Consider the following 20,680-nt stretch of genomic DNA (forward strand, 5'->3'; position numbering starts at 1 on the left):
GCGAACTGCCAACGGATCCCCCACTGCCATTTAAAGGAGCTTTCCCATGACCGGCCGCCTCGGCATCGACTGCATCTCCCCCGTCATCTCCCACGGAGCCACCCCCGCCAAGGCCATCGTCGGCCAGGTGTTTCCGGTCAGCGCGAGCGTCTGGCGCGAGGGGCACGACGCCATCTCCGCCACCCTCGTCGTCCGTCGCCCCGCCGGTGCCGAGGGTGGCCGCGCGAAGATCACGATGTCGCCTGACCCCGATGACGTCGACCGTCGCCATGCCGTGTTCGTTCCGGATGTGCCGGGTATGTGGACCTTTCGTGTTGACGCCTGGTCGGATCCAGCAGCCACATGGTTCAACGCAATCACCAAGAAGGTAGCCGCAGGACAGGATGCCCAGGCGCTGGCCAATGATTTTGAGCTCGGCGCGCGCCTGTTCGAGCGGGCGGCGGAGAAGGCCTCCCGTAAGCACCGGGAGCTGGTGGCTTCCGTGCCAGGCCAGCTGCGCGATGAATCCTTGAGCATCGACGAGCGCCTGGCCACCGCCCTGTCTCCGGAAATCAAGGAGGCCCTGGACAAGCGCCCGCTGCGCGACCTGCTGACCCGCGGCCCGGAGTTCCACGTGCTGGTGGAGGAAAAGACCGCCGGCGTGGGCGCCTGGTACGAGATGTTCCCCCGCTCCACTGGCGGTTGGGATGCCGACGGCAACCCGGTGCACGGCACCTTCGCCACCGCTGCCGCGGACCTGCCGCGCATCGCGGACATGGGCTTCGACGTGCTGTACCTGCCGCCGATTCACCCGATCGGCGAGATCAACCGCAAGGGTAAGAACAACACTCTGACCCCCACCCCGGAGGACGTCGGCTCCCCGTGGGCCATCGGCTCCAAGGACGGCGGCCACGAGGCCGTACACCCACGCCTCGGTACCGTCGAGGACTTCGAGAACTTCGTCGCCGACGCCAACAAGCAGGGTCTGAAGGTCGCCCTGGACCTTGCGCTGCAGTGCGCCCCCGACCACCCGTGGGCCAAGGAGCACCCGGAGTGGTTCACCGTGCTGCCGGACGGCACCATCGCCTACGCCGAGAACCCTCCGAAGAAGTACCAGGACATCTACCCGCTGAACTTCGACAACGACCCGGAGGGTCTGTACCGCGAGGTGCTGAAGGTTGTGCGCCTGTGGATCGGCCGCGGCGTGCGCATCTTCCGCGTGGATAACCCACACACCAAGCCCACGAACTTCTGGCAGTGGCTGATCGCCGAGGTCCACGCCACCGACCCGGACGTGGTCTTCCTCTCCGAGGCCTTCACCCGACCGCCACGCCTCTACGGCCTGGCCAAGGCGGGATTCACGCAGTCCTACAGCTACTTCACTTGGAAGACCACCAAGGAGGCGCTGGAGGAGTTCGCCGGGGACATCGCCAACTACGCCGATGTCTTCCGCCCGAACCTGTTCGTCAATACCCCGGACATCCTGCACGAATCCCTGCAGACCGGCGGCAAGGCCATGTTCGCTATCCGCGCCGCTCTGGCCTCCACCCTCTCCCCGCTGTGGGGCGTGTACTCCGGCTTTGAGATCTACGAATCCACGCCGGTTCACGCGGGCTCGGAGGAATACCTGGACTCCGAGAAGTACGAGCTGCGTCCGCGCGACTACTCAGTGGACAACTGCGCTGAATGGATCAGGGATCTGAACCTGTGGCGTCAAGAAAACCCGGCGCTGCAGCAGCAGCGCACCCTGCGCTTGCACGAGACCACGAGCGACGACCTCCTCGCGTACTCGAAGGTCGACGGTGTTACCGGCAACGCGGTGCTCGTGGTGGTAAACCTGAACCCCAACGCGATCGTCGAGGGCTCTGTGCACCTGGATACCGAAGCGCTTGGCCTGGGCGCGCCGGAAAATGCGCGCTTCGAGGTCACCGACCTGCCGACGAACCAGACCTACACCTGGGGCGCCAGCAACTACGTGCGCCTGGACCCGGACTTCCAGGTTGCGCACATCTTCCGGCTGCCCACCCTTGGTGAGGGTGAGCGCGAGCGTGTTTGCATGCGAGCCCAGGAAGAATACGATCCCCGCAGGTAGAATCGGCGGGTATGAACCACGATTACCACCGGCTCGCAGAACGTAGGCACCACGCCCCACACGACGTACTTGGGGCACACGAGGACGGCGACGGGGCCACCACCATCCGCACTGTCCAGTGCGGGGCGGAGTCCGTCGCTGTGCGCATCAACGGCGGCGAGCCGGTGCGGATGGAGCCGGTAGAGGAATACCCGGCGCTGTTCACCGCAACCGTGGATTACTTCGTAGACACCTACGTCTTCGAAGTCACCTGGGCCGGCGGCACCACCGCCACCCTGGAAGACCCCTACCGGCGTCTGCCTACCGTCGGCGACCTGGATCGCTACCTCATCGGAGAGGGGCGGCACGAGGAGCTGTGGAAGGTGCTCGGCTCGCACGTGCTGGACGGCGGCGTGTCCTTTTCCGTGTGGGCGCCGCATGCCGCGGGTGTTTCCGTGATCGGCGACTTCAACGGCTGGAACGCTAACCAACACCCCATGCGCGCGCTGGGTAGCAGCGGCATCTGGGAACTGTGGATCCCCAGCGTGGGTGCCGGGGCGCACTACAAGTTCTCCATCACCACCGGCGACGGCGTACGCCTGGACAAGGCCGACCCGATGGCGCGCCTGGCAGAGCCCGCCCCCGCGACCGCTTCCATCGTCGTGGCGGACAGCGACTATGCCTGGGGCGACGACGAGTGGCTGGCTCACCGCGCCGCCGTGGGCGTGGACGAGACCATGAGCATCTACGAGATGCACCTAGGCAGCTGGCGCAAGGGGCGCAACTACCGGGAGCTGGCCGCGGAGCTGGTGGAGTACGTGCAGGAGCTGGGCTACACTCACGTGGAACTGATGGGTGTTTCCGAGCACCCCTTCGAGCCCTCCTGGGGCTACCAGGTGACCGGCTACTACGCGCCGAACAACCGCTACGGCGGCCCGGACGACCTGCGCTACCTGATCGATTCGCTGCACCGCGCCGGCATCGGCGTGATTATGGACTGGGTTCCCGGCCACTTCCCCAAGGACGGCTGGGCTCTGGGCCGCTTCGACGGCGAGGCCTGCTACGAGCATCCGGATCCGCGCCGCGGCGAGCAGCCGGACTGGGGCACCTATGTATTCGACTTCGGGCGCAACGAGGTACGCAACTTCCTGGTGGCGAACGCTTTGTACTGGTGCAAGGAGTTCCACATCGACGGTCTGCGCGTCGATGCCGTGGCCTCGATGCTGTACCTGGATTACTCCCGCGATGACTGGCTGCCCAACGAGTTCGGCGGGCGCGAGAACCTGGATGCGGTGGAGTTCCTGAAGGAAATGAACGCCACCGTGCACCGCGAGTGCCCGGGCTCGCTGACCATCGCCGAGGAGTCGACTTCCTGGCCGGGTGTGACCGCCCCCACCAGCGAGGGCGGCCTGGGGTTCAGCCTGAAGTGGAACATGGGCTGGATGCACGACAGCCTGGAGTACATCCAGCGCGATCCCGCCTACCGCAGCTACCACCACAACGAAATCACGTTCTCGATGGTCTACGCCTACTCCGAGAAGTACGTGCTGCCGATCAGCCACGACGAGGTCGTGCACGGCAAGGGAACCCTGTGGTCGCGTATGCCCGCCGGTTCCGCCTGGGACAAGGCGGCGATGGTGCGCAGCTACCTGGCGTTCATGTGGGCGCACCCGGGCAAGAAGCTGCTCTTCCAGGGCCAGGAATGGGGCCAGACCGAGGAGTGGAACGAGTCCCGCGGCCTGGACTGGCACGACCTCGAGGGCTGGGAGGGCGAGTTCCACCGCGGCATCAGCGCCCTGACCAGCCAGCTGAACAAGCTCTACCACTCCGAGCCCGCTCTGGGGCAGGATCACGCGCCGGAGGGCTTCCAGTGGATCGCCAGCGACGACTCGACGAATAACGTTCTTTCCTTTATTCGACGCCACCGTGGGCGCGAGCTGGCGTGTGTTATTAACTTCTCGGGCACCACCCAAGAGAACTACCGCATCGGCCTGCCGCAGGCCGGCACGTGGCGCGAGGTGCTGAACACCGACGACGTGCAGTACGAGGGCGCCGGCCGCGTGAACGGCGACCTGCACACGGAGCCCGCCGGGTCCCACGGTATGGAGGCCTCCGCCGTGCTGCAGATCCCGGCGCACACCGCGCGCTGGTTCGTACTGGAGAGTTAAGCCCGGCTAGAACAGCGCCGAGGTCATGCGGGTGCGGCCCGCGATGACCTCCGGGTCCGCCGGGTCGAACAGGCTGAACAGCTCCAGCAGGCGAGCCTTCGCCTGCTTCTTGTGATCCGCGTTGCCCTCGGCGGACGGACGCAGCTCCTCGATCAGCAGGTCGAAGGCCTTAGGCTTGTCGTCCGCCAGCAGCAGGCGGTCGGATTCCGCGAACTCGTCCCCACCCGTGGACAGGCGCTGCACCAGCAGCGCGTTAGCACGCGCCGCGCGGGCCTCCCCTACGAGCTCTTCATCGGCCTGCGCGGGGTTGGCAAGGATGGCGTCATACTCCGCAATTGCGCCCGCGTAATCCTCCGCCTCGAGCTTCTCGGCAGCGGCAGCCAGGCGTGGGTCGCCCGCATCCTGGTTCGCATCAGCACTATCCGAGTCGGCACCCGCGCCACCGCCAGCCGCATTAGCCGGATCCTCCTCCGGGGCCAGGCCTCGCAGTTTGCCGTCTACCGCCTGCACGACAGCATCTACCCAGCCGTGCAGCTGTGCGGCGGGCTGGCCGCCTTCGAAGTTGGTTAGCGGGCGCCCGGCTGCCAGCGCGATGACGGTGGGGATTGCCTGTACGCCGAAGGCCTGGGCGACCTCCGGGGTGGCATCCACATCCACGTAACGGAAGAGCCACTTGGTCGGCGCCTGCTGGGACTCAGCCAGCTTGGTGAAGTCCTGGCGCATCTGCTCCGAGGCTTCCGAGCGGGCGGAACCCAACAGCGTAACCACCGGCACCTGAGTGGAACGAACGACGAGGTCCAGCTCGAAGTTCTCCGGGGTAATGGTACTTACGAAAGCTACGGAAGCTCCGGTGCCTCCTGCGCCGGTTCCACCGGCCGCACCCGGCTGACCTGCCTCGCCAGCACCTCCTGCGACTCCAGCGGCTGCGCCAGCCTGGGCAGCGCGAGCCTGCGCCTGTGCCCGCTGCTCCGCCTGCTGCTTCACCGCGCCCAGGTCCACCGCCCCGGCCACGAAACGGGACGGAGGAGTATTAGAAGGATTCGTCACCTTGAAAGTGTCCTTTCTCACTTGCCCTCCCACGCGCTGGCCGCGCGGGAGAAAATAATCGCCTTGAGGGCTAAAACCGACTAAGAGAGCTGAGTCTTCTAGAAAAGCCGCAGCTCCGAGGAGTCGGTTCCTCGCATTGCTTCATAGTCCAGGGTAACGCAACGGAAACCGCGGTCCTCCGCCAGTGTGCGAGCCTGTGGCTTGATCTCCTGGGCGGCAAACACGCCCGTTACCGGAGCCAGCAGCTCGTCCCGATTCAGCAGTTCCACATAGCGGGTAAGCTGCTCCACACCGTCGATACCACCACGGCGCTTGATCTCCACGGCCACCGTCGCGCCAGTCGAGTCCTTAGACAGAATGTCCACCGGCCCGATAGCCGTCGGGTACTCCCGGCGGATCAAGGAGTACCCCTCACCCAAAATCTCAATCTGCTCAGCCAGCAGCTCCTGCAGGTGTGCCTCCACGCCATCCTTTACCAGGCCTGGGTCCTCCCCGAGGTCGTGCTCCGTATCGGAGTAGATCTCGAAAATCTGGATCCGCAGCTGCTCCCCCTTTGGATTCGTGACGATCCACAACTGCTCGACCCCCTCATTTCCAAGCTCCGAATACTCCGTAGGGGCGTCATCAGCATCAAAAGAGCTAGCCTCGACGACCTCGAGGGAACACGGCGGCATCATCCAATTGAGCGGCTTATACGCACGATCGTCGGCGTGGATAGAGACCGAACCATCGGCCTTCACCAAGATCAGACGGTCGGCGGGCGGCAGGTGGGCCTCTAGGCGTCCGACGTAATCGACACAGCAGCGGGCAATGACTAAGCGCATGGTTGTTCAGCCTACGCTACGCAAGCCGGCGACGACTCAATGACGGGGTATGCGGCGCTCCGAAGGGGCGGACTCCAGCCAGGACACCAACGCGGTATCCCCTGCACTATCCAGGGCGATCTCCCAATGCGTCTTGCGGTGAACCACCTCGACGACGTGCACGTCGTCCTCCAAGAAGGCGGACTCCCGCGGGGTGATCTCGCGGCGAGAAACGATTGCGGTGCCCAGGCGCGTAAGCACCACATCCGAAGCAGGGCGCAGGCTGCGAAGCTTGTAGAACTTGGCGGATTGGCCCGAATACTTCAAAATCCCGTGGCGCCAGTGCCTGCCATCAGAATTTGGCAGGCGCCGGACGACCACGGGATACCCCTGGGAACGCAGCGCAAAAAAGCGCCACACAACGGCGATGACGACGAACAGCGCCACCGCCGCAAGAAAATACAACAACCACGCCATATACCTAACTTACAGGCATGAAGTAGGTTTCGAAAAAGCAAAACGGGCCCCACCGTGAAAACAGTGGAACCCGTTTGTCGGGAAGTTTAAAGCTAGATAGCTCTTAAGCTTCCATACGCTTCACAGCGCGCAACTCGGACTCTGCGACGGCCTTGTCGTGCTCAGTCTCTGCAAACTGCTTGCGGGACTCGGCATCCGCAACGTTGACCTCGCTGGCCCACGTTGCAGAATCCGCCAGAATGGTGATCTTCTTGGAGGACACGGACAGGAACCCGCCCTGCACCGCGGCCACCAGCTTCTCACCGGTGTTCGTCCGAATGGTAACGACGCCGTTCTCGACCAGCTGGCCGAGCAGAGGCTCGTGACCAGGGAGCACGCCGATCTCGCCCTCAGTGGTCTGCGCGGTAACGGACGTTGCGGTACCAACCCACAGCGGACGTTCCACGGAGACCAGTTGTGCGGCAATCTCAGCCATGTGCTTAACCCCTTACTTTTCGGTCATCTTCTTGTAAGCAGCCTCGACATCGTCCAGGCCACCCAGACCGTTGAAGGCCTGCTCCGGGTAAGCGTCGAACTCGCCGTCGCAGATGCGCTCGAAGGCGTCGATCGTGTCGGCCAGCGGCACGTAGGAGCCCGGGATGCCGGTGAACTTCTCCGCAACGAAGAAGTTCTGGCCCAGGAAGCGCTCCAGGCGACGTGCGCGCTGAACGGTGATCTTGTCCTCTTCCGAGAGCTCGTCCATACCCAGGATGGCGATGATGTCCTGCAGCTCCTTGTTCTTCTGCAGGATGTGGATCACGCGCTGGGCAACCTCGTAGTGACGCTCGCCGACGATACCCGGCTCGAGAATACGAGAGGTAGAGGTCAGCGGGTTCACTGCGGGGTAAATACCCTTCGAGGCGATGGAACGATCCAGCTCGGTCGTTGCATCCAGGTGGGCGAAGGTCGTAGCCGGTGCCGGGTCGGTGTAGTCATCGGCCGGCACGTAAACGGCCTGCAGGGAGGTAATGGAACGACCCTTGGTCGAGGTAATACGCTCCTGCAGAACACCCATCTCGTCAGCCAGGGTGGGCTGGTAGCCCACGGCAGAAGGCATACGACCCAGCAGGGTCGAAACCTCAGAACCTGCCTGGGTGAAACGGAAGATGTTGTCGATGAACAGCAGCACGTCCTGGTTCTGAACATCGCGGAAGTACTCCGCCATGGTCAGACCGGACAGAGCCACACGCATACGGACTCCCGGCGGCTCGTCCATCTGGCCGAACACAAGCGCGGTATCCTGCAGCACGCCCATCTCTTCCATTTCCAGGAAGAGGTCGGTGCCCTCACGGGTACGCTCACCAACACCGGCGAACACGGAGGTACCGGAGAACTCGCGGGCAATACGGGTAATCATCTCCTGGATGAGCACCGTCTTACCCACACCTGCACCGCCGAACAGGCCGATCTTGCCGCCCTTCACGTACGGGGTCAGCAGGTCGATGACCTTAATACCGGTCTCCAGGATCTCGGTCTTACCCTCGAGCTGGTCGAATGCCGGCGGCTCGCGGTGGATACCCCACTGCTCGCCGTCGCGGCCCAGGCCCGGCTCGTCCAGGCAGTCGCCCAGAGCGTTGAAGACGTGGCCCTTGACAACGTCGCCGACCGGTACGGAAATCGGCTTGCCGGTGTCGGTAACCTCAGCGCCACGGATCAGGCCGTCGGTCGGCGCCATGGACACGGCGCGCACGAGGTTGTCCCCGAGGTGCTGTGCAACCTCCAGGGTGATGGTCTTTGCCACTGCCTCGAGGTCAACCTCGACGGTCAGTGCGTTGAACAGTGCTGGCTGCTGGCCGCGCGGAAACTCCACGTCGACGACCGGGCCGATAACTCGCACGACGCGGCCCGCAACAGCCGATTCAGCAGAAGGCTGAACCTGGTTTGCTGTAGTCATACTTAATCACTTTCTCCGCTATCGGCGAGCGCGGATGCGCCACCGACGATCTCTGTAATTTCCTGGGTAATCTGGGCCTGACGAGCCTGGTTGGCAACTCGGGAAAGCTGCTTGACCAGGTCGGTCGCATTGTCGGTTGCGGCGCTCATCGCGGTACGACGCGCTGCGGATTCCGACGCCGCAGACTCCAGCATTGCTGCGAAGATGCCTCGGGAGACATACTGCGGCAGCAAGGCCTTCAACAGGGTGTCTGGGTCGGGCTCGAAGTCATAGTCAGCAGAAACGTGGTCTACCTTGTCGGAGACCAGATCCTCGCCGAGCTCGAACTTCTCTTCCTCAACCACAGTCTCGATCGGCAACAGTCGGTGTGCCTCTGGCTTCTGGCTTAGCATGGACTCGAAGCGGGTGTACACGATGTGCACCTCGTCGAATCCCTGTACAGCCTGCCCCTCTTCCGCGTTGAGGCCCTCGCGCCACTTAGCGGTTCCTTCGGAACCGGCGACAAAGCCGTCAATCAGGTGGCGGCGCACATCGTGGGTAGCCGCGTAGTCGGGGTCCTGAGAGTAGCCCGACCAAGCACCTGCGATGTCCTCGCCACGGAAGTTGTAGTAGGAGATGCCCTTGTTACCAGAGACGTACAGAACAACGTCCTTGCCTTCGTTCTCCAGGCGCTTACGCAGCTCTGCAGTCTTCTTGAAGACGTTGTTGTTGTAGCCACCGCACATGCCACGGTCACTTGAAACCACGAGGATTGCGGCGCGGGAAGCATCCGTCGGCTCCTGCAGGATCTTGTGATCCAGGGTGCTGGCGGAGGCCAGGCGCTGAACCACGCGGGTGATTTCATCCGCGTAAGGCTCCGCATCGTCAACACGTGCCTGAGCCTTCGTGATCCTCGAGGTGGCGATGAGCTCCTGGGCCTTCGTGATCTTCTTAGTCGAGTTCACGGACTTGATGCGTGTCCTCAGTTCGCGAAGACTAGCCATAACTATCGCCTCCCTTCTGTTTCATTAATGGTCTTGGTGGTCACTGTGCTCACTTACCTTCCGCGCCTACTGGGTTTTGCGGGAGACAGTGATCTGAGACTTGGTGACCTCGTCGTCGCCAAGCGGGCGAGCTTCCGGCTCGTTGATGACGGGGGTGCCGTCGGTGGTCTGGAAGCCCTGCTTGAAGTCCTGGACTGCGCCAGCCAGCTCGGCCTTGGACTCGTCGCTGAACGGGGTGCCACCCTTGATCTGCTCGAACACGCCACCGTGGGAAGCGTGCAGGTTCTCCAGCAGCTCGGACTCGAAGCGGCGAACGTCCTCAACCGGAACGTCGTCGAACTCGCCCTCGCCGGCCAGGTAGATGGAAACCATCTGGTCCTCGACGGACTGTGGCTCGGTCTCCTTCTGCTTCAGCAGCTCGACCAGGCGCTTACCGCGCTCCAGCTGTGCCTTGGAAGCCGGGTCCAGGTCGGATGCGAAGGCAGCGAATGCCTCCAGGTCGCGGTATGCGGCCAGGTCCAGACGCAGGGAGCCGGACACCTTCTTCATGCCCTTGGTCTGTGCGGCACCACCAACACGGGAGACGGACACACCAACGTTGATAGCCGGTCGGACACCCTGGTTGAACAGGTCGGACTCCAGGAATACCTGACCGTCGGTAATGGAAATAACGTTGGTCGGAATGAAGGCAGACACGTCGTTCGCCTTCGTCTCAATGATCGGCAGTGCCGTCAGGGAACCACCGCCCAGCTCGTCGTTCAGCTTCGCTGCGCGCTCCAGCAGACGGGAGTGCAGGTAGAAGACGTCACCGGGGTAAGCCTCGCGGCCCGGCGGGCGACGCAGCAGCAGGGAGATCGCACGGTAGGCCTCAGCCTGCTTGGTCAGATCATCGTAGATAACCAGGACGTGCTTGCCCTGGTACATCCAGTGCTGGCCCAGTGCGGCGCCGGTGAACGGTGCCAGCCACTTGAAGCCGGCGGAGTCGGATGCCGGTGCTGCCACGATGGTGGTGTACTCCAGCGCGCCGTGGTCTTCCAGGGTCTTACGAATCGAAGCGATCGTGGAACCCTTCTGGCCAACAGCAACGTAGATGCAGCGAACCTGCTGCTTCGGGTCGCCGGTTGCCCAGTTGTCGCGCTGGTTCAGGATGGTATCGATGCAGACCGAGGTCTTACCGGTCTTGCGGTCGCCAATGATCAGCTGACGCTGACCACGGCCAATCGGGGTCATTGCGTCGATAGCCTTGATGCCGGTCTGCATCGGCTCCTCGACGGGCTGACGCATCAGAACGGAGGGCGCCTGGAGCTCGAGGGCACGTTCTTCCTCGGACTCGATGTCGCCCAGGCCGTCGATGGCCTGACCCAGTGGGTTGATAACGCGGCCGAGGAACTTCTCCCCAACCGGAATGGACAGGACCTCGCCGGTCCTCTTGACCTCGTCGCCCTCCTTGAGGGTCTCGAAGTTACCCAGGATCACGACGCCGACGCTGTCGGTGTCGAGGTTCTGTGCGACGCCAATCACGCCGCCTGGGAACTCGAGTAGCTCGTTAGCCATCACAGAGGGCATGCCGCTTACCTGGGCAATACCGTCTGCAGCCGCCGTGACCACGCCGACCTCCTCACGGGAGGCCTCCGGGGAGTAGCTCGAGGTGTAGTTCGCAATCGCGCTACGGATCTCATCGGAGGAGATCGTCAGCTCCGCCATGTTCTTCCTGCTCTCGGTTTCGTCTTCCAGCATCTATTTTCTTGCTTGGTCTTTGTCGGTTCCTTGGGGCGCCTTTATATGACGCCCTAAGCGATCGACGCGCGGAGGCGCCGCAGGTTACCTGCAGTGCTGCCGTCGATAATCTCGTGTCCGACGCGGATCACGGCACCGCCGAGGAGGCTGGTATCAACCTCGGAGTGGACCGCAATCTTGCGACCGTAAATCTTTTCCAGCTTGTCCGACAGAGTCGACTTCTGCTGTTCACCCAGGGCAGCTGCTGCACGAACGCGCGCTACGGTGCGTCCCTCCAGTGCAGCTACCTCGTCAACCAACGAGTCAAGTTCCTCGACTGGACGCTGACGCAGACGGCCAATTGCCTGCAACGCCAGTGCCTCGGTCGTAGAAGTGACCTTTCCATACAGAACCTTTGCCAGCAGGTCGCGGCGAGCATCCGGGGATGCGGCGCGGTCGGCCAGCTTCAGCTCCAGCTCCGGCTCACGTTCGATGATGCGGGCCAGCTGGAACAGTTCGTCTTCAACGCGGTCCTGCTGACCTTGAGCGTCGGCGGCGCGCAGCAGGGCCAGGCGGCCCAGCTTCACCAGTCCGTCGCGCAGGTCGCGAGTGTTGGACCACGACTGGGATACAGCAGCAGACACGATTTCTTCCGTCGAGGCAGATACCTTGCCGCCGAACAGGCTCTTGGCCAGTTCCACGCGGGTGTTGGCATCCCTCGCCGGGTCGATCAGCGCGACACGCAGGCCGCGGTCACTGTCGAGCAGCTCGACAACGTCGAACAGCTCGGTGCCGGTGGTTACACCGGTGCCCACTTTGTCGGAGGTCTCGTTAAGACCCTGATCCAGGGTCTGCTCGAGGCGCTCAATTGCCTCTCGGCTCGCTGCGTGCATACCGATCACTTCCCGGATGCGCCGACGTTGTCCAGTCCGGCGAGGAAGTTATCGATGGTGCCCGAGCGCTTCACGTCGTCCGACAGCTGCTCGCCCAACAGGCGCTCAGCCAAGTTGATGGAGTTTTCACCCATCTCCTTGCGCAGGTCGGTGACAACGGCGGAACGCTGTGCCTCGAGCTGCTTGTGGCCCGACTCGACGATACGGTTGGACTCTTCGGTTGCCTGAGCCTTCATGTCCGCGATGATCTTCTGACCCTGAGAACGGGCGTCATCACGAATCTGCGCAGCCTCAGTGCGTGCCTCAGCAAGCTGAGCGTTGTACTTCTCCAAGGCAGCCTTAGCCTCTGCCTGAGCGGACTCGGCGCGCCGAATGCCGCCCTCGATCTGGTCCTCGCGCTGATTCAGCACTTCCTGGAACTTCGGAAGCACGAACTTCCAGAAGACAAACAGGATGACTGCAAAAGGAATGATGGACCAGACGATGTCGTACAGCGGAGGAAGCAGCGGGTTTACCGACTCCTCCATCGGCAGCTTCTCAGCTGCTAACAAAAAGGTGTTCGTCATAGTCTCCAGCTTTCGATTCTGGTGCGGTGGTTAGAAAGTGCTCTTAACGAGCGGCCAATCGCACTGAAATTAGAACAGGAAGCCGGCGACGAAGCCGATCAGAGCCAGTGCCTCGGCGAAAGCGATACCCAGGAACATGGTGGTGCGCAGCTGGCCGGCCATCTCGGGCTGGCGAGCCATTGCCTCAGCGGTCTTACCTGCAACGTTACCCACACCGATAGCGGAGCCGATAGCAGCCAGGCCGTAGCCGATGGTGCCGAAGCCCTGGAACTTGGTGGTGGTGTCCTGCGCGATGAGGAAGATGTCGTTCATTTGGTTTCCATTACCTTTCTGAGAACCAGCCGGTTGCAGCTTTTCTTTTGTCGTTGTCCGGCTTGGTCATTTGAGTACTTAAAAAGGGGCGAATTAGTGCTCGTCTGCGTGGAGGGACAGCTCGATGTACACGGCGGTCAGCAGGGAGAAGATGTATGCCTGCAGGAAGATCACCATGAGCTCGAACAGGGTGAAGGCGATCGCGAAGAGGATCGTGCCGCCAGCAGCCACAGTCCAACCGCTCATCTGCCAGAAGAAGAAGTTCGTGGCACTGAACAGCATGACGAGGATGATGTGTCCAGCCAACATATTCGCCATAAGACGAATCGTCAGCGTTACCGGACGGAGGACGAATGTGGAGAATGCCTCAATCGGCGCCACGATGAAGTGGAGCCAAGAAGGCAAACCAGGAATGATCAGCGAGGACTTGATGTACTTGCCGAAGCCATAGCGCTTCACACCCGCGTAGATGAATGCGATATACGCGACAACAGCCAGCACCAGTGGCAGACCCACTCGAGCGCTGGCTGAAATGTTCATGAACGGAATGATCGTCGACATGTTGACGGCAAGAACAGTGAAGAAGATAGCGGCGATGATCGGCAGGAACCGGCGCCCCTCCTTCTTGCCCAAGATATCCTCCGCGATGTGAATCCGAACGAAGTCCAAGAAGTACTCAGCAACGTTCTGCACGCCGCTCGGAATCAGCTTCGGCTTCCGCATTGCAAAGAAGAAGAATGCGGTAACCAGAAGAATCATCACAATACGGATGACCATGAGGCGGTCGAGCGCGAAGGCTCCACCAGCAAACTCACTGAACCACAGCTGGTTGCTATCCACTTGCCCCGGGAAGAATTCGTGTTCCAATGAAGGTACGTGAAACTCGCCCTTCATGGCCAAGGTTGTTACGCTCAGCGTTCTCTCCCGTGATTGGGCCGCAAGATTGCACAGAATCACTGCGGTGCGATGGAGGTCTCTTTTCGAAGAGTTAGGCCGACGCTGAGGGACTCCGTCGCACGTCCCTACATAATCAGCCGGTGCCGTATCTACTGTTCACACATACGTGTGCCAATAAATGGCCCGATAGAACAATATCAGCTTTATCTCGCGAATCGCTAAGTGAAACACGTTGCGGGTCCCCCCACTTGGTCGTGGTTTTCAACGTTTTTGGTTCCAGAATCATTTGTATGTGTTTAGGCCTACCTCCGCTCCCTCCCCGCTGCACTTACCCCAGCTCGCTACTGACAGTTGTCGCCTCTCCGCGTGAGGGCGTTATCTTTCTGCGCGCAAGCAGTGCCACCCGTAGCATCACAACAAACAAAAAGCCCCGGCCTGCATTGGCTATGCAAACCGGGGCGTGGATTCGGGCACTAGCACTAGATGCCGTTAGCCTCGCTAGCTGATGTAAAGCTTCTGGGTGCGAGTAACTGCCAGCGTCTCGATGGCCAGTACGGCGACCATGCTCAAGATCACGGTTACGGCCAGCGCTGCGGTGTCGTAGAAAGTCTTGTCCTTCAGGAAGAACAGAATGCCCAGCAGCACCGCCGCCTTAACCAGCCAGCTGCCCAGGATCAAGCCCATCGTCATCGAGGGCGAAGTGTTGGAACTAAACAGCACGATCACTACCGTCAGCAGCATAAATCCGCCGCCGACCAGCCACCCGATGCCTGCTCCCCACAGCCCCTCGGTGCCGCTGATAAGACCCCACACCAACAGGGAAAGCGCACCCAACACCACCAGCGCCAGCGCTCCGGAACGCATGGCAGCCTTCAGCGGGCCGACGTGGTCGCTGGCTTGGGATACGTCGTTCAACTCGGGCAGCTCTTTAGCGCCCGCCGCACCGTTGTTCTCAGTCGCCTCAGTCATGGCGATTAGCTTACCTGAGCCGTGTTCGACTTCCGATTCTCCCGCCACAGCGGCACCACCGTCGCCACGATGGCAACGATCACCAGCAAACTAAAGGAAATTGCCATCACGTGCAGAGGCAACACGGTCAGCCCCACCGCACCGAAGGCCACTACCCCAACCCAGGTGTACAAAACCAGAACCACGCGCTTCTGACTGTGGCCAATGTGCAGCAGTCGGTGGTGCAGGTGCTTCTTGTCTGGCGAGAACGGGCTCTTGCCCTGGGACACGCGGCGCACAACTGCCATCACCAGGTCCAGCAGCGGAATGGACAGGGCCGCCAGAACCACGATCATCGGCGAGAGCAGAGCCACCATATCCGCCGGCCCGTACAGCGCCGCGTTGATGCGCCCGGATGCCGACGTGCAGGCCGCGGACAGCAACAGGCCGATCAGCATCGCGCCGCTATCCCCCATGAAGATGCGCGCGGGCGAAAAGTTGTGAGGCAGGAAACCCATGCAGATTCCCACCAGCGCCGCAGAGATGATCGCCGGCGGGTAGGCCGCCACGGTGCCGCCCTGGTCATGCAGGATTGTCAGCGAGTAGATCAGGATCGTCCCGGCGGCGATCGCCCCCAACCCCGCGGCCAGACCATCCAAGCCGTCGACGAAGTTCATGGCGTTCACGATCGTGACGGTCAGCAGCGCCGTCAGGATCGTGGACTGGACCTGGTCCAGGATCAGCGTGGTCCCGTCCCCGAAAGGCAGGTAGAACAAGTACCAGCTCAAGCCCATCAGGCTCATCACCACGGCACCCACTACCTGCCCGCCGAGCTTCAGCACCCAGGAGATGTCGTAGAGGTCGTCCACCACCCCGACGACAACAATCACGAAGGCGGCCATCAGAACCGCCGTCATATCTGGCGTTACCGGTGGAAACCCGCGAGTCAACGCGGGCAGCTGGTTGGCCACCACTACGGCCACGACCAGCCCCGTAAACATCGCTACCCCGCCCAGCCGGGGCATCGGAACCTGGTGCACGTCGCGCTCGCGCGGGGCGGCCATCCGCCCGTAGCGCAAGATCACCGAGCGCACCACCCCCGTCACCAGATACGTCACCGTGCAGGCGACGAGCAGCACCAACACCAACTCGCGCAGGGGAATACCTGCGCCGATAGTCGGCTGGGCAAGGACTGCCATTAGACGTCTCCCCGCAGCTCCGCACTGCTCATGCCCAAAACCTCGGCCACGCGCTCGGTGGTGGCCGCGCCCTCGCGCAGGATGCGCGGGCGGCCGGAGGAAAGGTCAACGATGGTGGAGGCCACGCCGTGGTGCGCTTCCCCACCGTCGATGTAGGTCGTCACGTCCGCACCCAGCTGGTCCTCGGCCATCTGCACATTCGTCGCCGGCGGCTGGCCGGAGATATTGGCGCTGGAAACGGCCATCGGGCCGGTGCGCTCCAAAAGCTCCAACGCAATGGGCTGGTTGGGCATGCGAAGCATCACGGTGCCGCGGGTATCCCCCAGGTTCCACGGCAGACTGGGCGCCTGGTGGACGACCATCGACAGGCCACCCGGCCAGAATGCCTCGACGAGCTTACGCATGTTGTAGGTGTACTCGCGCACGAGCCCTTGGATGGTCGTCCAGCTGGGAACCAGCACGGGAACGGGCATGTCGGGGCCACGCCCCTTGGCACGCAGCAGGGCGGACACTGCCTCATTGTCGAAGGCATCGCAGCCGATGCCGTAGACCGTGTCGGTCGGCAGCACAACCAGCCGTCCGCCCTTCACCGCATTCGCCGCGGCGTCTAGCGCGGCCTCGCGGTTCTGCGGATCGGTTGCGTCTACGGTTCTCGACATTGCGGCCCTTTCTTGCTCATTTATTACGTGCTCTACCTTAACCCCATCGCCGGTACTACTGCGGTAGCAGGGCGGTGACGAAGCGCGGCCGGCCAGCCAGGTCGTGGTGTTGGGTGATCTCTCGCCAGCCGCATTGCTGCATCATCGCCGCTACCTGCGCGCCGTTGGAGTCGTCGTGTTCTATTCCGACGCCACCACCTGCGCGCCCCAGCGCCTCAGCCCACTGCAGTACCCGTGGCATGAGCTCCAGCCCGTCGTCCCCGGAGAACACGGCTGCGTGCGGATCGGCTGCCACCTCGGGGGAAACCTCAGCGGATTCCGGCACGTACGGAGGGTTGCACACCACCACGTCCGCGGACGCGAAAGCCTCAGGGGAAACACCCGCTGTCGCTGGTAACTCCGCGGGATCGTCGACAGCCAGATCAGCCTGAACGAAAGTGGCTTTGGCCTGCGGAACAAGACGGGCATTCCTCTCGGCCAGGCGCAGCGCAGCATCAGAGAATTCGATGCCTGTTAGGGAGATGGGGGCGTCATAAAGAAGAGAAACCCCGAGCCCCAACGTGCCGGGTCCGCAGCAAAGATCGACCACGTGCGGCGCGGGGCGGCCATTGAGGAAGCGCACGGCCCAGTCGGCGAGCAGCTCGGTTTCGGGGCGTGGGACGAAGCAGCCGGGCTCCACGAAGAGGTCCAGGCCGCAGAAGGGAGCGGAGCCGACGATGTGCTGCAGGGGTTCGCGCGCGGCGCGGCGGGCCACCCAGTCGGCATAGGCGCTGGGGGCGGGATCGTCGGCGCGCATAAAGAGAGTGCCGGGATCGACGGCGGCGCGGGGCGCGGCAAGAGCGGCGGTGTCAGCACCGGTTCCGGGAGCAGCAGGGCCAGTGCCGGGGTCGGCGAGCAGGTAACGCATCAGCAGGCGCGCGTCGACTGCAGCAGAATCGATGCCCGCCGCGCTCAACTGTGCGGTGGCCTCCCGGATCGCCTGGTTGATGTTCAACGTCCCACCGTTCTGCTGCTCTGCCACCGCCGAGGCGACGGAAAGACTAGTCTTCCGCCTCTAGGCGACGTGCGCGGTCGGCTTCCTTTAGCGCCGCGAGCAGCGCCTCCAGGTCGCCGTCCAGGACAGCATCCAGGTTGTTGGCCTTGTAGCCGATGCGGTGGTCAGAGACACGGGACTCGGGGAAGTTGTAGGTGCGGATGCGCTCGGAACGATCCATGGTGCGGATCTGCGCTGCGCGACCCTCGGCTGCCTCTGCCTCAGCTTCCTCTTCCTTCATCTGCTGCAGGCGTGCAGCCAGAACCTGCATCGCGCGGGCGCGGTTCTGGATCTGGGAACGCTCCTTCTGACAGGTCACCACGATGTTGGTCGGCAGGTGGGTAATACGCACGGCGGAGTCCGTGGTGTTCACGCCCTGGCCGCCCTTACCGGAGGAACGGTAGACGTCCACACGGATGTCCTTGTCGTCGATGTGCACATCCTCGACTTCGTCGGGCTCCGGGTACACCAGCACGCCCGCCGCGGAGGTCTGAATGCGGCCCTGCGACTCGGTGACGGGGATGCGCTGCACGCGGTGCACGCCACCTTCGAACTTGAACTCCGACCACGCACCGTCGCGGGAGGGCTGCTTGGAACGGATAGACAGGGTCATGTCCTTCACGCCGCCCAGGTCGGTCTCGTTCAGCCCCAGGATCTCGGTGCTAAAGCCGTGGCGTTCAGCGTAGCGCTGGTACATGCGCGCCAGCTCGCCGGCGAACAGCGCGGCTTCCTCGCCGCCGGCGCCGGACTTGATCTCCATGACGATGTCGTCGCCGTCGTGCGGGTCGCGAGGAGCCAGCAGGTCGGTCAGCTGCTCCTCCAGCTCGCCGATCTCCTCTTCCAGGCGCTTGGCTTCCTCGGCGAATTCCTTGTCCTCGGATGCCATCTCGGACGCAGCCTCGTGGTCCTCGCGGGCCTGCTCGAGCTTCTGGTGCGTCTGGATGATCGGCTGCAGCTCGGAAAAGCGCTTGCCGACCTTGCGGGCGGCCGCCGGGTCGTTGTGCAGCTCGGGATCGCTCAGCTGCATTTCCAGGCCCTGGTACTCGGCCAGGATGTCGTCGATGACTGACGGTGATTGGCTCATGGTTTAATCCTCCTCGTCCTCGCCTGCCAGGGGCGCGGAGCTGGCAACCTGCAGCATGAACTCCCGGTTGGTCTTGGTCTTACGCAGCTGCTTGATCAGCAGGTCGATGGCCGCCTGCGAATCCAGGGCGGACAGGATGCGGCGCAGCTTGTGCATAATGCGCGCCTCCTCCGGGCTGAGCAGCAGCTCGTCCTTGCGCGTACCCGACGGGTTCACGTCGACGGCCGGGAACACGCGGCGCTCGGAGATCTTGCGGTCCAGCTTCAACTCCGCGTTGCCGGTGCCCTTGAATTCCTCGAAAATCACCGTGTCGCCGGCCGAGCCGGTCTCCACCATCGCGGTGGCGATGATCGTCAGGGAGCCGCCGTTTTCGATATTGCGGGCAGCGCCCAAGAAGCGCTTCGGCGGGTACAAAGCATTGGAATCCACACCACCGGACAGGATGCGACCAGAGGCCGGCGAGGAGTTGTTGTACGCGCGACCCAGGCGGGTGATGGAATCCAGCAGCAGAACAACGTCCTTGCCCTGCTCCACCAGACGCTTTGCGCGCTCGACGGCCAGCTCGGCAACGTTGGTGTGCTCCCCCGGCGGGCGGTCGAACGTGGAGGCGATGACCTCGCCCTTGACGGAGCGCTGCATGTCCGTCACTTCCTCCGGGCGCTCGTCCACCAGCACGACCATGAGGTAGCACTCGGGGTTGTTCGTGGAGATCGCGTTGGCGATGTCCTGCAGGATGGTCGTCTTACCGGCCTTCGGCGGGGAAACGATCAGCGCGCGCTGGCCCTTGCCGATCGGCATGATCAGGTCGATCACGCGGGTGGTCAGCGTCTTCGGGTCGGTCTCCAGGCGTAGGCGCTGGTTCGGGTACAGCGGGGTCAGCTTCGCAAAGTGCGGGCGCGCTGCCGCCTGCTCCGGGGTCAGGCCGTTAACGGTCTCTACCTGGTAGATCGGCGTGTACTTCTGGCGGTTCCGTCCGCGTCCGCCGCCGTTATTGTTGTTGTTCTTCGGGCGGATTGTGCCAACGATCGCGTCGCCGTGGCGCATGCCGTACTTCCGTACCGTGTTGATAGGCACGTACACGTCCGTCGGGCCCGCGTGGTAGCCGGTGGTGCGGATGAACGCGGTGTTCGCGTCCACGAAGTCGAGAATGCCCGCGACGGGTGTCAGCTCTTCCGGCTTCGGGTCGCGGTTGTTGTTACCGCCATTGTTACCACCGTTGCCGCCGCCGTTATTGCCATCACCGTTGTTGCCGCCGTTGTTGCGGTTGTTATCGCGGTTGCTGTCACGATTATTGTCGCGGCCACGGTTACGGCGGTTGCGGCGATTGCGACGGTTGCGACGGTTGCCGCGGTTATTGTCGTCTCGATTGTTATCGCCGCGCTCGTTATCGTGGCGGTTCTTCTCGCGATCTTCGTGGCGCTCTTCACCGCGGTTGCCACCGTTCTGCTCGGAGCTATCTGCGGTTTCTTCTTGGCGCTTTTCTTGGTGACGCCCCTCCCGCGCCTCCGCGACCGACTTTTCCGTCGGCTCCTTCGGCTCCTTCGGTGCAGTCTCTTCGGCAGGCTGAGGCTTCCGGGGCGCTCCACCGCCACTCGATGCAACACCGGATTCGATAACGGCGATCAGCTCGCCTTTGCGAAGACCAGAGGTGCCTTTCAGCCCCTGTGCCGCTGCAATCTGTCGCAGCTCCGGCAATTTCAACGAGGCGAGGCCATTGGCTTGGCCACGAGCCAAAATATCGGACAGGCTCACAAAAGTCCTTTCACGTCTGGCTTCTTCATCGACCCTTCAAAAAGCCTGCGAAGCCCCAGGGTTGGCCAGACATGCGTATTCGACAACAGTTTTTAATTTAACCCAAAGATTGCGGGAATCTTCCAGAAAGATTGCCGCCTTAACGTCCCACGATGCGACT

General features: G+C 62.8%; 19 protein-coding genes. 2 read left to right on the forward strand and 17 right to left on the reverse strand.

The features are described 5' to 3' along the window. Window positions 1-46: 46 nt before the first annotated feature. Both HMPREF3166_RS06510 and glgB read left to right on the forward strand, forming a co-directional pair. Window positions 47-2,071, forward strand: a complete 2,025-nt coding sequence (locus HMPREF3166_RS06510; protein WP_070488294.1) for an alpha-1,4-glucan--maltose-1-phosphate maltosyltransferase — start codon at window positions 47-49, stop codon at window positions 2,069-2,071. 11 nt (window positions 2,072-2,082) lie between these two features. Further along, window positions 2,083-4,218: a 1,4-alpha-glucan branching protein GlgB gene (glgB, locus tag HMPREF3166_RS06515; protein WP_070488296.1), complete on the forward strand. Its 2,136-nt coding sequence runs from the start codon at window positions 2,083-2,085 to the stop codon at window positions 4,216-4,218. A gap of 6 nt (window positions 4,219-4,224) precedes the next feature. Here the strand turns inward: glgB and HMPREF3166_RS06520 are convergent, their stop codons facing one another. The 17 genes from HMPREF3166_RS06520 to rho form a co-directional block, all read right to left on the reverse strand. Next, window positions 4,225-5,265: a tetratricopeptide repeat protein gene (locus tag HMPREF3166_RS06520; RefSeq protein WP_070488298.1), complete on the reverse strand. Its 1,041-nt coding sequence runs from the start codon at window positions 5,263-5,265 to the stop codon at window positions 4,225-4,227. Between the two features lie 98 nt (window positions 5,266-5,363). Beyond that, the gene (gene nucS, locus HMPREF3166_RS06525; RefSeq protein ID WP_034985584.1) at window positions 5,364-6,089 is read right to left on the reverse strand and encodes an endonuclease NucS; all 726 of its coding nucleotides are present in this window, start codon (window positions 6,087-6,089) and stop codon (window positions 5,364-5,366) included. Between the two features lie 36 nt (window positions 6,090-6,125). Further along, the gene (locus HMPREF3166_RS06530; RefSeq protein ID WP_035003544.1) at window positions 6,126-6,545 is read right to left on the reverse strand and encodes a DUF2550 domain-containing protein; all 420 of its coding nucleotides are present in this window, start codon (window positions 6,543-6,545) and stop codon (window positions 6,126-6,128) included. Between the two features lie 103 nt (window positions 6,546-6,648). Continuing rightward, complete coding sequence (locus HMPREF3166_RS06535) at window positions 6,649-7,020, reverse strand: F0F1 ATP synthase subunit epsilon (protein WP_070488300.1); 372 nt, start codon at window positions 7,018-7,020, stop codon at window positions 6,649-6,651. Between the two features lie 12 nt (window positions 7,021-7,032). After that, window positions 7,033-8,478 carry a F0F1 ATP synthase subunit beta gene (atpD, locus tag HMPREF3166_RS06540; RefSeq protein WP_005292972.1) on the reverse strand — a complete coding sequence of 482 codons (1,446 nt, stop codon included), beginning with the start codon at window positions 8,476-8,478 and terminating at the stop codon, window positions 7,033-7,035. A 2-nt stretch (window positions 8,479-8,480) separates the two neighbouring features. Then, window positions 8,481-9,461, reverse strand: coding sequence for a F0F1 ATP synthase subunit gamma (locus tag HMPREF3166_RS06545; RefSeq protein ID WP_070488301.1), 981 nt, complete (start codon window positions 9,459-9,461; stop codon window positions 8,481-8,483). A gap of 66 nt (window positions 9,462-9,527) precedes the next feature. Continuing rightward, window positions 9,528-11,165, reverse strand: coding sequence for a F0F1 ATP synthase subunit alpha (gene atpA, locus HMPREF3166_RS06550; protein WP_034985862.1), 1,638 nt, complete (start codon window positions 11,163-11,165; stop codon window positions 9,528-9,530). Between the two features lie 86 nt (window positions 11,166-11,251). Next, the gene (locus HMPREF3166_RS06555; RefSeq protein ID WP_034985591.1) at window positions 11,252-12,070 is read right to left on the reverse strand and encodes a F0F1 ATP synthase subunit delta; all 819 of its coding nucleotides are present in this window, start codon (window positions 12,068-12,070) and stop codon (window positions 11,252-11,254) included. Window positions 12,071-12,075: 5 nt separating this feature from the next. After that, a complete protein-coding gene (locus HMPREF3166_RS06560; RefSeq protein ID WP_034985593.1) occupies window positions 12,076-12,636 on the reverse strand; it encodes a F0F1 ATP synthase subunit B in 561 nt (186 codons plus the stop codon). A gap of 69 nt (window positions 12,637-12,705) precedes the next feature. Further along, complete coding sequence (locus HMPREF3166_RS06565) at window positions 12,706-12,948, reverse strand: ATP synthase F0 subunit C (protein WP_005292984.1); 243 nt, start codon at window positions 12,946-12,948, stop codon at window positions 12,706-12,708. 93 nt (window positions 12,949-13,041) lie between these two features. Beyond that, window positions 13,042-13,842 carry a F0F1 ATP synthase subunit A gene (gene atpB / locus HMPREF3166_RS06570; RefSeq protein WP_070488303.1) on the reverse strand — a complete coding sequence of 267 codons (801 nt, stop codon included), beginning with the start codon at window positions 13,840-13,842 and terminating at the stop codon, window positions 13,042-13,044. A gap of 501 nt (window positions 13,843-14,343) precedes the next feature. After that, window positions 14,344-14,814: a Cg1360 family ATP-synthase-associated protein gene (locus HMPREF3166_RS06575; RefSeq protein WP_049049868.1), complete on the reverse strand. Its 471-nt coding sequence runs from the start codon at window positions 14,812-14,814 to the stop codon at window positions 14,344-14,346. Between the two features lie 5 nt (window positions 14,815-14,819). Next, window positions 14,820-15,992 carry an MraY family glycosyltransferase gene (locus tag HMPREF3166_RS06580; RefSeq protein ID WP_070488305.1) on the reverse strand — a complete coding sequence of 391 codons (1,173 nt, stop codon included), beginning with the start codon at window positions 15,990-15,992 and terminating at the stop codon, window positions 14,820-14,822. After that, a complete protein-coding gene (locus HMPREF3166_RS06585; protein ID WP_034985601.1) occupies window positions 15,992-16,651 on the reverse strand; it encodes an L-threonylcarbamoyladenylate synthase in 660 nt (219 codons plus the stop codon). Before HMPREF3166_RS06585 ends, HMPREF3166_RS06580 begins: the two co-directional genes overlap by 1 nt. A 55-nt stretch (window positions 16,652-16,706) precedes the next feature. Beyond that, window positions 16,707-17,672: a N5-glutamine methyltransferase family protein gene (locus HMPREF3166_RS06590; protein WP_246816955.1), complete on the reverse strand. Its 966-nt coding sequence runs from the start codon at window positions 17,670-17,672 to the stop codon at window positions 16,707-16,709. Window positions 17,673-17,691: 19 nt separating this feature from the next. Continuing rightward, a complete protein-coding gene (gene prfA / locus HMPREF3166_RS06595; RefSeq protein WP_034985602.1) occupies window positions 17,692-18,768 on the reverse strand; it encodes a peptide chain release factor 1 in 1,077 nt (358 codons plus the stop codon). Window positions 18,769-18,771: 3 nt separating this feature from the next. Next, entirely contained in the window at window positions 18,772-20,520 is a 1,749-nt protein-coding gene (rho, locus tag HMPREF3166_RS06600) for a transcription termination factor Rho (protein ID WP_034985603.1), read from the reverse strand. Window positions 20,521-20,680 lie beyond the last annotated feature (160 nt).

Origin of the sequence: Corynebacterium sp. HMSC08A12 (assembly GCF_001807485.1) — a bacterium.
Lineage (GTDB): Bacteria > Actinomycetota > Actinomycetes > Mycobacteriales > Mycobacteriaceae > Corynebacterium > Corynebacterium evansiae.

Excerpts from the sequence above, each read along its gene's own strand:
- HMPREF3166_RS06510 (WP_070488294.1), top strand. The coding sequence starts at position 47 with ATGACCGGCCGCCTCGGCATCGACTGCATCTCCCCCGTCATCTCCCAC.
- glgB (WP_070488296.1), top strand. The coding sequence starts at position 2,083 with ATGAACCACGATTACCACCGGCTCGCAGAACGTAGGCACCACGCCCCA.
- nucS (WP_034985584.1), bottom strand. The coding sequence starts at position 6,089 with ATGCGCTTAGTCATTGCCCGCTGCTGTGTCGATTACGTCGGACGCCTA.
- HMPREF3166_RS06530 (WP_035003544.1), bottom strand. The coding sequence starts at position 6,545 with ATGGCGTGGTTGTTGTATTTTCTTGCGGCGGTGGCGCTGTTCGTCGTC.
- HMPREF3166_RS06535 (WP_070488300.1), bottom strand. The coding sequence starts at position 7,020 with ATGGCTGAGATTGCCGCACAACTGGTCTCCGTGGAACGTCCGCTGTGG.
- atpD (WP_005292972.1), bottom strand. The coding sequence starts at position 8,478 with ATGACTACAGCAAACCAGGTTCAGCCTTCTGCTGAATCGGCTGTTGCG.
- HMPREF3166_RS06545 (WP_070488301.1), bottom strand. The coding sequence starts at position 9,461 with ATGGCTAGTCTTCGCGAACTGAGGACACGCATCAAGTCCGTGAACTCG.
- atpA (WP_034985862.1), bottom strand. The coding sequence starts at position 11,165 with ATGGCGGAGCTGACGATCTCCTCCGATGAGATCCGTAGCGCGATTGCG.
- HMPREF3166_RS06555 (WP_034985591.1), bottom strand. The coding sequence starts at position 12,070 with ATGCACGCAGCGAGCCGAGAGGCAATTGAGCGCCTCGAGCAGACCCTG.
- HMPREF3166_RS06560 (WP_034985593.1), bottom strand. The coding sequence starts at position 12,636 with ATGACGAACACCTTTTTGTTAGCAGCTGAGAAGCTGCCGATGGAGGAG.
- HMPREF3166_RS06565 (WP_005292984.1), bottom strand. The coding sequence starts at position 12,948 with ATGAACGACATCTTCCTCATCGCGCAGGACACCACCACCAAGTTCCAG.
- atpB (WP_070488303.1), bottom strand. The coding sequence starts at position 13,842 with ATGAAGGGCGAGTTTCACGTACCTTCATTGGAACACGAATTCTTCCCG.
- HMPREF3166_RS06575 (WP_049049868.1), bottom strand. The coding sequence starts at position 14,814 with ATGACTGAGGCGACTGAGAACAACGGTGCGGCGGGCGCTAAAGAGCTG.
- HMPREF3166_RS06580 (WP_070488305.1), bottom strand. The coding sequence starts at position 15,992 with ATGGCAGTCCTTGCCCAGCCGACTATCGGCGCAGGTATTCCCCTGCGC.
- HMPREF3166_RS06585 (WP_034985601.1), bottom strand. The coding sequence starts at position 16,651 with ATGTCGAGAACCGTAGACGCAACCGATCCGCAGAACCGCGAGGCCGCG.
- prfA (WP_034985602.1), bottom strand. The coding sequence starts at position 18,768 with ATGAGCCAATCACCGTCAGTCATCGACGACATCCTGGCCGAGTACCAG.